Origin of the sequence: Clostridium mucosae (assembly GCF_024622765.1) — a bacterium.
Taxonomy (GTDB): Bacteria; Bacillota; Clostridia; order Clostridiales; family Clostridiaceae; genus Clostridium.
Map to the genome: position 1 here is coordinate 1 of NZ_JANKAF010000003.1, position 14,369 is coordinate 14,369.

At 27.5% G+C, this 14,369-nt stretch carries 16 protein-coding genes; 15 read left to right on the forward strand and 1 reads right to left on the reverse strand.

Features of this window, described 5'->3' with window-relative positions; genetic code table 11:
• The 10 genes from NSA50_RS04940 to NSA50_RS04985 form a co-directional block, all read left to right on the forward strand.
• Window positions 1-416 (forward strand): DUF7168 domain-containing protein (locus NSA50_RS04940; RefSeq protein WP_458339756.1); only part of this gene is annotated, 416 nt, incomplete at its 5' end.
• Between the two features lie 144 nt (window positions 417-560).
• On the forward strand, window positions 561-1,031 hold the full coding sequence (locus tag NSA50_RS04945; protein ID WP_257443386.1) for a hypothetical protein: 471 nt from the start codon (window positions 561-563) through the stop codon (window positions 1,029-1,031).
• Between the two features lie 81 nt (window positions 1,032-1,112).
• A complete protein-coding gene (locus NSA50_RS04950; RefSeq protein WP_257443388.1) occupies window positions 1,113-2,021 on the forward strand; it encodes a hypothetical protein in 909 nt (302 codons plus the stop codon).
• A gap of 96 nt (window positions 2,022-2,117) precedes the next feature.
• Window positions 2,118-5,774 carry a SpaA isopeptide-forming pilin-related protein gene (locus NSA50_RS04955; protein WP_257443390.1) on the forward strand — a complete coding sequence of 1,219 codons (3,657 nt, stop codon included), beginning with the start codon at window positions 2,118-2,120 and terminating at the stop codon, window positions 5,772-5,774.
• 109 nt (window positions 5,775-5,883) lie between these two features.
• The gene (locus NSA50_RS04960) at window positions 5,884-6,561 is read left to right on the forward strand and encodes a helix-turn-helix domain-containing protein (protein WP_099346691.1); all 678 of its coding nucleotides are present in this window, start codon (window positions 5,884-5,886) and stop codon (window positions 6,559-6,561) included.
• Window positions 6,562-6,599: 38 nt separating this feature from the next.
• Entirely contained in the window at window positions 6,600-7,448 is an 849-nt protein-coding gene (locus tag NSA50_RS04965) for an IS3 family transposase (RefSeq protein ID WP_242984198.1), read from the forward strand.
• Window positions 7,449-7,525: 77 nt separating this feature from the next.
• Window positions 7,526-8,176, forward strand: coding sequence for a hypothetical protein (locus tag NSA50_RS04970; RefSeq protein ID WP_257443395.1), 651 nt, complete (start codon window positions 7,526-7,528; stop codon window positions 8,174-8,176).
• Between the two features lie 115 nt (window positions 8,177-8,291).
• On the forward strand, window positions 8,292-8,684 hold the full coding sequence (locus NSA50_RS04975; RefSeq protein ID WP_257443397.1) for a hypothetical protein: 393 nt from the start codon (window positions 8,292-8,294) through the stop codon (window positions 8,682-8,684).
• A 519-nt stretch (window positions 8,685-9,203) separates the two neighbouring features.
• Window positions 9,204-9,407: a helix-turn-helix domain-containing protein gene (locus NSA50_RS04980; RefSeq protein ID WP_257443399.1), complete on the forward strand. Its 204-nt coding sequence runs from the start codon at window positions 9,204-9,206 to the stop codon at window positions 9,405-9,407.
• 46 nt (window positions 9,408-9,453) lie between these two features.
• Window positions 9,454-10,101, forward strand: a complete 648-nt coding sequence (locus NSA50_RS04985; protein ID WP_257443401.1) for a hypothetical protein — start codon at window positions 9,454-9,456, stop codon at window positions 10,099-10,101.
• 54 nt (window positions 10,102-10,155) lie between these two features.
• Here the strand turns inward: NSA50_RS04985 and NSA50_RS04990 are convergent, their stop codons facing one another.
• Window positions 10,156-10,380, reverse strand: a complete 225-nt coding sequence (locus NSA50_RS04990) for a hypothetical protein (RefSeq protein WP_257443402.1) — start codon at window positions 10,378-10,380, stop codon at window positions 10,156-10,158.
• Between the two features lie 90 nt (window positions 10,381-10,470).
• On the opposite strand from NSA50_RS04990, the gene NSA50_RS04995 reads away from it, so the two are divergent.
• The 5 genes from NSA50_RS04995 (at window position 10,471) to NSA50_RS05015 (ending at window position 14,363) form a co-directional block, all read left to right on the forward strand.
• On the forward strand, window positions 10,471-10,677 hold the full coding sequence (locus NSA50_RS04995) for a helix-turn-helix domain-containing protein (protein ID WP_257443403.1): 207 nt from the start codon (window positions 10,471-10,473) through the stop codon (window positions 10,675-10,677).
• A gap of 167 nt (window positions 10,678-10,844) precedes the next feature.
• The gene (locus NSA50_RS05000; protein WP_257443404.1) at window positions 10,845-11,180 is read left to right on the forward strand and encodes a hypothetical protein; all 336 of its coding nucleotides are present in this window, start codon (window positions 10,845-10,847) and stop codon (window positions 11,178-11,180) included.
• A gap of 99 nt (window positions 11,181-11,279) precedes the next feature.
• Entirely contained in the window at window positions 11,280-11,441 is a 162-nt protein-coding gene (locus tag NSA50_RS05005) for a hypothetical protein (protein WP_257443408.1), read from the forward strand.
• A 13-nt stretch (window positions 11,442-11,454) separates the two neighbouring features.
• Window positions 11,455-11,679 (forward strand): hypothetical protein, encoded by a 225-nt coding sequence (locus NSA50_RS05010; protein WP_257443410.1) that lies wholly within the window; start codon window positions 11,455-11,457, stop codon window positions 11,677-11,679.
• Window positions 11,680-11,747: 68 nt separating this feature from the next.
• On the forward strand, window positions 11,748-14,363 hold the full coding sequence (locus NSA50_RS05015) for a VirD4-like conjugal transfer protein, CD1115 family (protein ID WP_257443412.1): 2,616 nt from the start codon (window positions 11,748-11,750) through the stop codon (window positions 14,361-14,363).
• Window positions 14,364-14,369 lie beyond the last annotated feature (6 nt).

Consider the following 14,369-nt stretch of genomic DNA (forward strand, 5'->3'; position numbering starts at 1 on the left):
GAGTATGTTTTTATGGCAAAGAAGAAGATGTGCTAATTGCTAATATAATGTTTGAATATGCAGTTAAGTGGATAAACTTAGAAGGAAATAAACTTGTTAAAAAAATGAAACAAGATAAGAGAAGGAAACATTTTGATGGGATAAAAAATGATTATGCACTTGGTTTTATATTTGGATTAGAAGAAAGATTTAAAAGTCAAATAAAAGAAAATAAAGAATGGGGATTAGTTCTTCAAAAGGATCAAGTTGTAGTAGATAGTTATACTAAGTTTTCAAGTGGATTTGGAAGAATATCAGTAAATGAAAAATTCAATAGACATTTCAAAGCCTATAATCAAGGAAAAGAAGATGGTAATAAATTTGACATTTCAGATAAAATTGAAAATGAAGGTGAAGAAGAATTAAAATTAGTTTAAAAATTATAGGACTAAGGATTAGGGATTACAGGATAATGTGTTATAAATGCAAAGATTAATTTTAGGTCATATAAGTTTTCCAATAGGGGGAGAAATCCCCCAATAAATAAAAGGTGTCCCCGGGGGATACAAAGGAGTAAAAATATGAAGAGTGGAGAAGAACGCTTTTTAGAATACATAAATGAACAAACATATATAGAACTAAGTAAAGAAGAAAATATTTCAAAAGATGAAATTATATATTTGGGCTTAGAAATTGGAATAGATGATATTAGTACTTCTCAAAGTAGTTTAATGATAAAAGATAAATTACTACAAAGTGGTATAACCTATTTGGATATTTATAATAAGTTCAAGCATAAAGCTTATGGAATACATCCAAGTAGGTTTGAAAATAAGTTTAAAGTAAATAGTTATCAAAGAAGAAAAATGATAGATACTGGCTTTATAAAAGTTGCTTATTATAAAGAAGAAGAAATATATCCAGGAAGATTTGAGAAAGTTCCTTTTTTCAATCCTAAATGGTATTTTAATATAAATAGTAATGATATTGAAGAATGGAGAATAAATAATATAAAGGGATATGGAAAAGAACAGTTGAAATTAGACATATAAAGCTAAAATATGTTAAAATGAATAATATATTCTAAAAAATAAAAGTGTCCCCGGGGGACACTAATTTAGGAGGAGTATTAGATGAATTTTGAAAAATTAAAAGAGATATTAAAGAATAAAAGGAATATGAAAATAGCTGGAATAGTTGCAGGAGCATTAGTTATTGCAATAGGAGGAAGTGTATTATTATATAATAAATCTAATGTAGAAAATAAAGCTGAAGATAATAAAGTAGTAGCAGTAAATAAAGAAGAATCTAGTAAAGAAGAAACAGAAGCTAGAGAAAAATTAGAGAATTTAAAGAAAATAGATATATCAAAATTATCAGAAGAAGATAAGAAAATACTAGAGAATAAGATAGAGGACATAGCAAAGTTAATAGAAAATAAAGAATATGCGAAAGCAACAACAGAGATAGAAAGTTTAGAAAAAGATACAAATACTAAAATAGAAGAAGTTGCTAAAGCTGAAAGTAAAGAAGAAACTAGCAAAGAAGAAGTTAAAAAAGAAGAGAATAAACAAGAAGTAGTTACTAATACATCAAGTGAAAGTACGAATAATAGTACAAGTAATAATTCAAATAGTAATACGGGTACTACTACAAGTACGAATAATAATACTTCTTCAAGTACAAGTGGGAATGGAAGTAGTAATTCAAATTCTACTCAAGGAACAACTCAACCAAAGCCATCAACGCCTACACCAGCACCACAACCACCAGTTGAAGCTCCAAAGCCAAATTATCCAACTGTAGCAGAAGTACAACAAAGGTTGATTGCATATGGACAAAGCTTAGGACTTAAATATGACCCATCATTAGTAACAGATGGATGGTCAAAAAGAGATACATCACAAATGTGGAGTTCAGAAAGAGGAAATTCAGGTGATCAACAAGTATTGTTTAATGGATTTGAATATGGAAGTTTTGCTATAATAGTTACAGATTTAGGGGGTTTTTGCAAAATGGAAATATATGCACCGTGGGAATAGTTAAAAGTAGCAAGAAAGAGATTTAGTAGAAAAATATACTAAGTCTCTTTTTTAGTGCTTTTAAATAGGCACAAATTAAAATAAAGGAGGAATTTTATGAGATTTTTTAGTGGACTCATAAAGAAAAGTAAAGGAAATTTACAAAGGAAAGAAAGGAGGAGGAGTTTAAGTAAAAGATTGAGTTTAGCATTAGCTTGTTTGTTATCTTTTAATATATTACCAATGGGGAATATGAAAGTTAAAGCAGAAGAACTAACTAATAAGGTAACAGTAAATGGAATGTCAACAGATGAATATAATGAGTTGTATCAGAAATATTTAGATGGTGGCATTATAGAAGACCGTGCTATAGGAAATAGTGGATTAGGTATATCACTTGTAACATCATTTGGTTATCCAGTTATTGCACCACCAATAACAATAGATGGTGACATAGCATATTGTATGAATAGAAACTTACAATTTCCTACTGGAAGTCAGTATCCAAGTGGAAACCCATATGATAATAATAGTGTAAAATCTGTTTTATATTATGGTTATCCAGTTAATACTGGAAATTTACAAGGTAAGTATGGTATAAGTAATGAGCATGCTCAGTATTATACTCAGGTTGCATTATGGGTTGTAACAGGACAATTAGGAAGAAATATTAGTCCAATGAATGGTTATTTACAAGAGCTAATAAATAATGGAGATAATGCAACACTACCTAGAACTTATTTTGAGATAACTCCAAATAATTTAACTGCTGAACAAAAAGGTGGATACCAAGAAACACAAGAAATAAAGACAAATGGTTCAAATGGTACATTTACATTTCCAAGTGATAGTAATGCTTGGTCAGTTGATTTAAATGGAAATGCAAAGAATACTTTTAAGATTGGAGAAAGTTTTAAAGTTAGAGCAACAAAAGGATATAATGGAGAAAAGAGAATAGTAATAAACTCTAGCTTAAAAAAACCAGCAGCACTTAAATATGACGGTTCTGGTGGAATACAGGATTTAGTTAAGTTTTGGGAAGATCCAGTAGGAGAAAGAGAAAATTTAAGAGTTAAATTTAATGGTACTGGTAAAATAGAGTTATTTAAAACAGATGATTTAGGTAATGTATTATCAGGAATTAAATTTGGTTTATATTCAGACGCTGGAGCAACTAATAAAGTTGCTGAAGCAATAACAGGAGTAGATGGTAAGTTAGTATTTGATAATGTTATTGCAGGTGAGTATTGGGTTAAAGAACTTGAAACACTTCCAAGCCATGTTTTGAATCCTGAGATCAAGAAAGTAGTTGTTAATGGTGGAGATACTCAAAGAGTAGACTACACAAATGAAATAATCAAAGGAAGAATAAAAGTAATTAAAGTTGATGAAGAAACAGGAGAAAGACTTCAAGGTGCAGAATTTGATGTTATAGATAAAGAAACAAGTCAAGTAGTTGATAAGCTAGTAACAGGAGTTGACGGAAGTGGTATAAGTAAATTACTTCCTTTTAAAGAGTATATAGTAAAAGAAACAAAAGCTCCACATAAATATGTTCTTAATGGACAAGAGTATTTTGTTACAATAAATCAACATTTACAAACTATTGAATTAACTCATCAAAATAGAATTATCAAAGGTCAAATAGAAATTAATAAAGAAGATAGTGAAATAGCTGGATTAAAACTAGAAGGCTTTAAGTTTGGTATTTTTGATGAAAGTAATACATTAGTTGAAGAGCTTATAACTGATAAAAATGGTCATGATATAAGTGGTCCATTAAATTATGGTGATTATATCTTAAGAGAACTTAAAACAAATGGTAATTATTTATTATCTGATAAAGAGTGGAAAGTTTCAATTAGAGAAGATGGTAAAGTTTATACTTATGACATTACTAATGATGTTATAAAAGGAAAAATTCAAATAGTTAAAATAGATGCTCAAAATGCAGAAAAGCCAGTTAGTGGAGCTAATTTTGATATCGTAGCTGAAGATGTGTTTGGTATTGCTCCAGGTACTATAGTTGATAATGTAACTACAGATACAGACGGTTTTGCATTTACAAAAGACCTTAGAAAAGGTGAATATTATGCTATAGAAAAATCAGTAGGAAATGACTATTGGGTAAATACTAATAAGTATCCTATAACTATTTCAGAGCATGGAAAAGTAGAAGTAGTTCATATAAAAAATGAACCAGTACAAATGAAGCTTAGAGTAGTAAAATACGATGCTGATAGTGAAACTAAGGAAGCTATTAAAGGAACTAAGTTTAAGGTAGTAAATAAAGCAACTGGTGAAGATATAGAGTTTACAGAGTTCTTTGGTATAGTTCCAATAAAGAAAACTATATTTACTACTAGTAAGAATGGTGAAATAGTATTTCCACAAGTATTATCAGCAGGAGATTATTCGCTAGTAGAAACTGAACCAAAAGAAGGATTTAATCCTATTGAACCTATAGACTTTACAATAGATAGAAATACTAACTATGAAGAAATAGAGCTTTTAGGAAAAGTTCATACTATAGAAGTTGGAAATAGTAGAATCAAAGGTAACTTAAAAATAGTTAAAATTGATGAAGAAACACGAGAGCCACTTGAAGGGATAAAATTCAAAGTAACTTGTACTGATGGATTCATGAAAGGTCAAGAGTGGCTTGAACTTACAGATGGAAACGGTGAAATCAACTTAAATGATTTAGAACATGGAAAATACGAAGCTGAAGAAGTAGAAGGGCTTTGGAACTATGTAGAGAATAAAAAGCCTATTAAGTTTGAAATAACAGAAGAAGGTAAAACAGTAGAGCTTCAAGTAACTAATAAAAAGATTAGAGGATCAGTAAAATTAGTTAAAGTTGATGCAGAAACAGGAAGACTACTTGAAGGAGCAGATTTTGAGCTTTGGAATGGTGAAAAGTTAGTTGGTATTTATACTACTGATAAAAAAGGAGAAATAGTAGTAGAAAACTTAGAAGCAGGAAATTACTACTGGGTGGAAGTTAAAGCTCCAGAACATTATAAAATTAATCAAGATGTGTCTTTAGATTTTGTTATCTATGAAGATAATCAAAAAGTAGAAATGACAGTTGAAAATAAGGTTAAAGAAGGAGAAATAGATTTCTCTAAAACTGATGTTACAACTGGAGATTTAATTGAAGGTGCAACAATTCATATTAAAGGATTAGATGAACAAAATAAGCATATAGATTTTGAATTTGTATCAACTAAGGAAGAAACAAGATTTAAACTTCCAATAGGTAGATATGAGTTTAAAGAAACTATTGCACCAGAAGGTTTTGTTCTTAATGAAGAAGTTGGTTATTTTGAAATATTAGAAAATGAAGTAATTAAAGCAGAATTAAAGAATAAGAGAATAGAAGGAATTCTTGAATTTGAAAAGACTGATGTATCTACAGGAGAAGTTATTGAAGGTGCACACATTAAAATTGAATGTGTAGAAGGCTTTAACAAAGGTCAAGTTATAGAATTTGTTTCATCAGCAGAAGGAAATAAATTTGAATTAGAATACGGAAAATATGTAATATCTGAAACAATAGCTCCTGAAGGCTATGAATTAACTACAGAAACATCAACATTTGAAATAACTAAAGATGGACAAATAGTTAAAGCAGAACTTAAAAATAAGAGAATACCAGTTGAAAGTTTACCATACACAGGTGGAACAGACACAACAGTAGTTTTAGGAATTGCTTTAATAGTTACTCTAGCTGGTGTAATAATGTTAAGATATAAAAAAGCTACAAACTAGCTTTTATTTTTTTGCAATAAAATAATTAGAAAAGTGTCCCCAGTGATATGCTCCCATTATAGTAGACAGTTAAAATAATAAAACTGTTCTATAATGGGAGGATTTTTTTATGTCAAGAAAATCAAAAGTATCAACCGAAATAAAAGTCCAAGCTGTTGAAGATTATTTAAGAGATATAAAAAGTTTATCTGAAATAAGTAATGAACTAAATATCTACAAAAGTGCTATTTCAGCTTGGGTCCGTAAATATAAAACCTTTGGGAAAGAAGGTTTATTAAACAAAGGATATAATACATCCTATTCTGCTCAACTTAAAACTCAAGCCGTTATTGATTATCTTGATGGTAAAGGATCATTAGATGATATTTGTATTAAGTATAAGATAAGTGCTATTGGTATTCTCCAGCAATGGATTAAGAAGTATAATGGTCATAAGATATTTAAATCTCATTCAACAAAAGGAGATAAACTTATGACTAATGGAAGAAAAACAACTTATGAAGAAAGAATTGAAATAGTGTCATTTTGTATTGCTAACGCTCACGATTATAATTTAACTGCTAATAAATTTAATGTTTCATATCAACAAGTTTATACTTGGGTAAAAAAATACAATAAGGATGGATATAACGCGCTAGTCGACAGACGCGGTAAAAATAAATCCTTTGAAGAATTAAGTGAATCAGAAAAATTCTCTGCACAATTAAAGCTTTTAGAAGCAGAAAATAGACGTTTAAAAATGGAGAATGATTTCTTAAAAAAATTAGAAGAGATAGAAAGGAGGTAGATAAATACACTATTTCATCCACAAATAAGTATATTGCAATTAGAGAATTACATGAATTAGGGTATTCAATATCTGAACTATGTAAATGTGCTAAAGTTGGGCGTGCTTCCTATTATAAGTGGTTAAATCGTTCCGCAACTGAAAGAGATAAAGAAAATAAAGTTATTTTAGATGAAATTATTAAATTATACTCAGAAGTTAAAGGGATTTATGGCTATCGCCGTATAACGTTAAATATAAATAGAATACTAAATTCAACCTATAATCATAAGCGTATATACAGGCTTATGAAATCTGTAAAACTTACTGCTGTTATTAGGAGAAGAAAGAAAAGATATATTCAAAGTACTCCACAAATTACAGCTGAAAATATATTAAATAGAAAGTTTGTAGCTGATAATCCAAATGAAAAATGGCTAACAGATGTTACTGAATTTAAGATGACTAACGGAAGCAAAGCTTATTTAAGTGCAATACTAGATCTCGGAGATAATAGTATTATTTCGTATGTATTAGGTAAGTCTAACAATAATAAATTAGTTTTTGATACCTTAGACAAAGCTATTGAAGCGAATCCGACCGCAACGCCACTATTCCATAGTGATCGCGGATTCCAATATACATGTAAAACATTCAAGATGAAACTAAATAAAATTAATGCAGTGCAAAGTATGTCTAGGGTAGGTAGATGTATTGATAATGGGCCTATGGAGGCTTTTTGGGGTACTTTAAAATCAGAAATGTACTATCTAAGAAAGTTTTCAACCTTTGAAGAACTTGAACAAGCTATTGATGAATATATAAAATTTTATAATACAAAAAGATTGCAAAAAAAACTAAAAGGTATGGCTCCTATTGAATATAGAAGCCACACCTTAGCAGCATAATTTTATATTATTTACCCTGTCTACTTGACAGGGGGCGGTTCACGGGGGACACCTTTTAATTTAGGAGGAATGGCTTTATGGAGAATATAATTAGAATAGGTATTTATTCAGGGATACTCACTATCATAATAATATTTATAGGAATATTAATTTTTATTGAAAAAGGAGAAAGAGTAAAGCTGATTAAAAGTGAGTGTGGAGTTTTAGCTTTTATTAGTAGCATTCTGTATATGATTGTTGTATTTATTATAGGAATAGTAATTTCCTTGGATGTAAATTATGAAAGCAATATTAAAGAGAATGTGATAGAAACTGAAAAAGAAATAGTGAATTTAAATATAAAAAGTAATGTTAATGGAGAAATAAATGGCTCTTTTTTTATTGGGACAGGTGGTGTTGGAGGTAGTATCAATGATGAAGAATATTACTATTTTTATACTAAAACAGATAATAGATATAAGTTAGAGAAAGTTTTAGCTAAAGATGTAGAATTGATTGAATATGATGGTATCCCGAAGATTGTATATAAAGAAACTAAATTAATTAAAGAGAGGAAAAGAACAAATGGAGTTGTAAGTGATTTCTTAAAACTATATTTCAATAAGGAATGGGAAGAAAATTTATCATTATTTGATTTGATGAAATATGAAGATTCAGAAAAAGAAGAAACTATAATATATATTCCTAAAGATAGTATTTTTACTAATTTTAATCCTAATTTAGAATAAAATAATATCAGACCAAACGAAATATTAAGTAACGGAGCAAAGCGAGTAAGTTAATGTGTAGTGCGGTAGAAACTTATGTGTCCCCGGGGGACACATTTAATATGGAGGGAGAATTTTGAAAATATTGTTATCTAAATATGATATAGTAATTTTACTAAATCTTATAATTTTAACAACAATTATTGAAAGAGAATATATAGACATTAATATTAGAATAATAAATATTTTTCGCATGGGTATAGAGCTTATTTTTATTAGTTCATTAATTTTTTTAGTTATTTATAATATACATAATTTGTTTAGTGGTGATGATTTAAACTTAGATAAGACTACTCTATATAAATATTTTATTATTGAAAATCTAAGTTATATATTTTTCATTGGAATAATATATTTTTTATTTCAACAAAATACTGTATATATTTTAGGGATAAAAGAAGTAATTTTATTATTTGTAAACTTTATTTTAATTTATAAAAAAGGCTTATATAAAGCATTAAGTAAGTAGGCTATTAATTCACTAGATAGAATAAATGTAAGAAAATATGCTAAATAAGCAAGTGGAAAAATTGATTTAGAAAATTTTTTTTTATTAAATAAAAAAGAATTTACTTTCAATAATATTACTGCCCAAATAAATATTGATATATGGAATAAAACATTTGTTTTTAATTTTATAATTAAAATAGCATGAAAAGTTTCTTGTTTATATAGAGGTTTATAAAAAAAATAAATATTTATGAATAATGTCAAAAAGGATATTATGTTAAATATTAAAAAGGAAGTCTTTTTAAATTTTATATGTTTTAAATTAATTGAAGAGTCTGTTTGTAAAATAGAATTATTAGTGTAAGAAGGATTATTTACAATTGTTGTATTATTTATAGTTTTAGAAAAATTAATATTAATTTTTTCGGAAATTTTAAATGTAAAGTTTTTTAAAAGATTAAAATCGAACAAAAAAATCACTCCTTTGATAATATATATTAGCATTATGTCAAAGGAATTATTATTTCAAGGAGGAAAAATGTTAAGTGAAAATTTGAAAAATATAAGGGATAAAAAGAAATTAGGAATAAGGGAACTAGAAAGAATTAGTGGAGTAGCTAATTCTACAATAATTAATATTGAGAAGGGAAAATATAAAAATCCTACAATTGATACTGTATCAAAATTATCAAAGGCATTAGATATAACTATAGATGAATTAGTATATGGAATGAAAGAGTAAGGTGTCCCCGGGGGACACCTTTTAATTATGGAAGGAATGATAAAAGATGAATAGTAAATACAATATAAATGTTTATGAGAATTTAGAAATAAAGAATAAGCTTTATGTACTAGCGAAATTATTGTTAATTATTAGTGAAATAGGATTAATTATATTTAGCCTTATTGGAGATGTAGGAAGAATAGCGAATGAATTTTATATTTCTAATGGAATAGGAGTAGTTAAATTAATATTGTTATTATCAGTTTTGAGTTTTCCAATATATTTAATGAAAATATCATTAGAGTTTATGAATACTCAAAGCATTAGACTTTCAATTATAGAGTTTATAGGGTGCATTTTTGTATGTATGGTTATATTTAATTATTGTATATATTATGACTTAACTAATAATAAGAAGGTACTATATTTAGGTATTTGTTGTTTAATTATATGGCTAATAAAATCTTTAATTAGTATAATTATACAATATCGTTTTTGGAAAGAGATATATGAAGAAGGGATTAAGTTATATGGAGATAGCTTTGAGGAGTATCATGAAGTTGTAATGGAATATAGCAGAGCTTTAACTGATAAAGAACAATTAGATACATGTATTAACTTATTTAATTCTGATAATTCTTTAATTAGTATTGGGTTAGTAAAGCTACAGATTAAATATAAAAAGTGGAGAGAAAATAATAAAATAGCTTAAATTTTATGGAGGTGAAGGAGAGTATTAAACTCTCCTAAATTTAATAGTATCAATTTAAGAATTTACAAATTCATGCCATTTGGTGTGATTACCATATAAGCTTTTATAGTGTATAGTTAATATTATTGCGGTTGATAACCATACAATAAAGTGCTTTAGGTTGAATTCACCATGTAAAGCTACGAAAGGGCTAAGAAAAATTCCAAAGTAGAAAATACCTAGAACAATCTTTTGTAGCTCAAACTTAGCTTTAGAAAATGTAAGTATAAGCTTTTTCATAAGAACACCTCCATAATTTTTATATAGTGTCGAGTTTGACACAAAATAATTTTAACATTAAAAATATAAATAAAAAAAGAAGGTTTAGAAATGTTAGCTAAAAATGTAAAGTATTTAAGAAAAAAGAATGGGTATACATTTAGAGCTTTAGCTAGTAAATATAATATTAGTACAAGGAGTATTAAAGCAATAGAAGATAGAATAACTACTAATCCTACTATAAAAATAGTTGATAGTTTAGCTAAAGGATTTGAAGTAACTATTGATGATTTAATTCATAAAGATTTGCAAAATTAGGAAGGTGTCCCCGGGGGCATCTTTTTAATATAGATATTTAAGAAAAGAACTTCTGACAGGCTGTGCCGAGAAGTTCTTTTTTAGTTAAAGAAGGTGATGAAAGTGTGAGATAAAAGTTTTGTTTAAAAGAAGAGTATAAACTAATTAACAATAAAGTGAGGGAAAACATGAGTAAAAAATTTACAAAAGTAGAAGTTAACAATGAGATTAAAGAAATAAGAAAGTTAATAGGAGAGAAGGAATTTGATAAAGCAGAATTTAAAAGTTTTGAATTATCAGAAGCTATAGTTTCAGATAAAAATAATGCTGATCCATATTTTAAGAATGAATGTGCAAATATAATAAGCAAAATTATTATGAAAGAATGTAATAAAGAACAAATTGATATAGATTATATTTTAGATAATTTTGAAGTATTATCAGAAGAAGTAATGAATGTACAAGGAAGAGTTAAAGGAACATTAAAAGCTGAGATAGTAGCAAATTTAAAGTCATTAAAGTAAAGATGTCCACGGGGGACACCTTTTAAATATATATTTTTAAGTAAAGAGCTTCTGACAGGCTATGCCGAGAAGTTCTTTTTTTTGAAAGGAGGAAGGCATATGGCAGTAGAGAAAATAGAAGCACAAATAAAGAAAAAAGAGAAACAAGTTAAGCAAATAATGGAAATTAAAGATGAAAACTTTAAAGGGTGGTATTTAGAACGTTTAAATGAGTATGTAGAAAATAATTTAGATAGTATTTTTGAATTTATAGGAAAGTAGGAGGAAATAAAAAATGGATGTATTTTTAAGCATATTAAAAACATTAACTCAAGCATTTCAATTAGCAGCAGGGGGAGTTTTTATATTTCGTTTGATGTGTGCTGGATATAAGATGATGTGGTCTAAGGCAAAGAGAGATGAAGTTAAAGAAGATTTAGTTTGGGCATTAGGCGGATTAATATTAGCTTTATGTTGTTTTCCAATAGGAGAATATATTCAAAGTTTAATTAATTTTTAGAATAAGTTTGAGGTATTTTTAAAAGATACCTCAAACTTTTTTATTTTAATTATTAAGGAGGTTTTCTCTTGTTTAATAAATTAAAAAAGAAGATAACTAATAATATCAAGATAAGTAGAGCAGAAGAAAAAATAAGAGAATTAAATGATAATGATAAGAGTATTAGAATTTTAAAAAGGCTCAGGATATTAGCAAATCCAAAAGCCTTAAATATTATCGGGATAGGATTATTTATATTTATTTTTATTATAACAAATATTTTGATAAGATTAATAGATTTTATATTTTTTAAATTTGATAATGTAAATAGTAAATATCCAATGTATAAATTCTTATTACCTAAATATGAATTTTGGCTTATATATTTAATAGTTTTTCTGATTTTAATAGTATTCTATATAAAATTAAGAATAACTATTAAAGCTAGTTTTGAGAATTTAGAGAATGGACAAAAGGGAAGTGGAAGGTTATCAACATTAAAGGAAATTCAAAGTGAATATCATGAAATTCCTGAAAAGGGAAAGAAGTTTAAAGGAAAAGGTGGAGTACCTATATCGAGATTTGGAGATAAAATTTATATAGATATAAGTTCAACTCATACTATAGTTATAGGTACAACTAGAAGTGGTAAGGGGCAAGGGTTTGTATTAATTACTATTGATATATATTCAAGAGCAGAAGAAAAGTCGTCATTAGTTATCAACGATCCTAAAGGGGAGTTGTGTGGAATGAGTAAGGAATTACTTGAAAAAGAAGGGTATGAAGTTAAAGTAATTGATTTTTTAGAGATGAATAATTCCATTGGATATAATCCATTAGAAATTATCAAAGAAGCTTGGAGAGAAGGAGATTTTGCAGAAGCAGAATTAAGATGTAGAACTTTTACCTTTGCAATGTATCATAATACTAAAAGTAATGATAGTACATGGGAAGATTTATCAATGAATTTAGTTAATGCCCTTATATTAGCTTTATGTGAAAGATGTATAAAGACTAATAAAGAAAGAGAAGGAATGACTAAAGAAGAACTTGAACATTGGGATAGGGAGGAGATGAAGGTAAATCTTTTTTCTGTTGCTAATATGTTAGGAGAATTAGGTGGAAAAGAGCTTGAAGAAGGTACAGGAATAGATATTTATTTTGATAATTTACCTAAAGAGTCTATAGCAAAAAGACAATACAATACGGTTAAGTTTGCAAAAAGTAAAACAAGAGCAAGTGTATTTGTTACTGCATCTATGAAATTGCAAGTTTATTTAGGTGAAAGAGTTGCTAAATTAACAAGTTTTAATGACTTAAAACTTGAAGAAATAGGTTTTTATAAGAATGATACTAAAAAAGTTAATGTAATAATTATGGATGCAGATAGACCAAAGGATAAAGATGAAAATAAGAATACAGAAGATAGTATAAGTAATAATGATAGGAAAGATGGAGAAGTACAATTATTTGGAACAAGAGATATACTTCTTTATAAAGATGATAAATTTTCAGAAGAACTTATAAGAGATGGAGTGACTGCAACAGGAGTTAAAGGACAAGACTTAACAGATAAAATAGAAATTAACTACGCAAGAGTTATATGGGGAACACCAGGTACATATGAAATGGAGTATACAGTTTGTGATAAGGCAAATAGTAAACCTATAGCCTTATTCTTAATAGTACCAGACTTTGATAAATCTAATCATATACTATCAACTACTTGCATAGCTCAAATAACTTATATGTTATCAAGAAAGGCTTCATTAAGCGAAAGTGGTTCAACTGATAGGGAAGTAGTATTTATTCTTGATGAAGCTGGTAATATGTGTCCTGTTGAAAATTTCGCAGAAACATTAACTGTATGTTTAGGTAGGGGATTAAAGTTTGTTCCAATAGTTCAGTCATTTGCACAACTTAAAGAGATGTATGGAGAAAATTATAAAACTCTTGTAGACAATTGTGCTAATACAGTTTATATAATGAGTACAGATGTAGATACTACAGAAGAAATTTCTAAAATGACTGGAGAAAAAACAATAGTTACTAATTCAAGACAAGGATCAGTTCTTTCTTTAGATAAAAATATAACTGAAAGTTTAGAAACAGTTCCAGTTATAAGATATGATGATTTAATGAGATTGAAACTAGGGGAAAATGTAGTAATAAAGCCTATGCACAGGCAAGATTTAAAGGGGAATAAAATAGTATCATATCCTATTTTAAATACGGAAGAAATGGGTATGAAATTTCAATATGAGTATTTAAGTGATGTATTTTCTAAAAATTCATCTATGAGAAATATTTATATTAAAAATTCATTTAATACTGTATCTCTTGAAGAGTTAAAAGTTGATTTTGAAGATGAAATGGTTGATTTAATAAAAAATAAAATGCAACAAATTATAGAAGAGAATGCTTTGAGAGATTATCAAAGAGAACAAGCAAAAAAAGCACTTGAAGCTGAAAAAGCTAAAGAAAAGAAAGAAGTTACGAAAGAAAAGAGTAAAAATAATTTAAAGAAGAGTAAAAAATCAGAAATAGTAAAACAACTAAATCCTATTTTATCAGATGCAGAAATAGAAGTAATTGAAGAAATTGAAAGTGCAGATGATATGAAAGAGTATATAAAAAATTTGAGGGAAGAAGGTAAATTTGGAGATGATGTTTTAAAGAAAGTAAATAATATTATGAACAAGTAGATAGGA

Bases quoted from the DNA above. Each gene is read 5' to 3' on its own strand.
- NSA50_RS04990 (WP_257443402.1), bottom strand. From the start codon at position 10,380: ATGAAAAAGCTTATACTTACATTTTCTAAAGCTAAGTTTGAGCTACAA.
- NSA50_RS04970 (WP_257443395.1), top strand. From the start codon at position 7,526: ATGGAGAATATAATTAGAATAGGTATTTATTCAGGGATACTCACTATC.
- NSA50_RS04950 (WP_257443388.1), top strand. From the start codon at position 1,113: ATGAATTTTGAAAAATTAAAAGAGATATTAAAGAATAAAAGGAATATG.
- NSA50_RS04985 (WP_257443401.1), top strand. From the start codon at position 9,454: ATGAATAGTAAATACAATATAAATGTTTATGAGAATTTAGAAATAAAG.
- NSA50_RS04980 (WP_257443399.1), top strand. From the start codon at position 9,204: ATGTTAAGTGAAAATTTGAAAAATATAAGGGATAAAAAGAAATTAGGA.
- NSA50_RS05000 (WP_257443404.1), top strand. From the start codon at position 10,845: ATGAGTAAAAAATTTACAAAAGTAGAAGTTAACAATGAGATTAAAGAA.
- NSA50_RS04960 (WP_099346691.1), top strand. From the start codon at position 5,884: ATGTCAAGAAAATCAAAAGTATCAACCGAAATAAAAGTCCAAGCTGTT.
- NSA50_RS04995 (WP_257443403.1), top strand. From the start codon at position 10,471: ATGTTAGCTAAAAATGTAAAGTATTTAAGAAAAAAGAATGGGTATACA.
- NSA50_RS05005 (WP_257443408.1), top strand. From the start codon at position 11,280: ATGGCAGTAGAGAAAATAGAAGCACAAATAAAGAAAAAAGAGAAACAA.
- NSA50_RS05010 (WP_257443410.1), top strand. From the start codon at position 11,455: ATGGATGTATTTTTAAGCATATTAAAAACATTAACTCAAGCATTTCAA.
- NSA50_RS04945 (WP_257443386.1), top strand. From the start codon at position 561: ATGAAGAGTGGAGAAGAACGCTTTTTAGAATACATAAATGAACAAACA.
- NSA50_RS04955 (WP_257443390.1), top strand. From the start codon at position 2,118: ATGAGATTTTTTAGTGGACTCATAAAGAAAAGTAAAGGAAATTTACAA.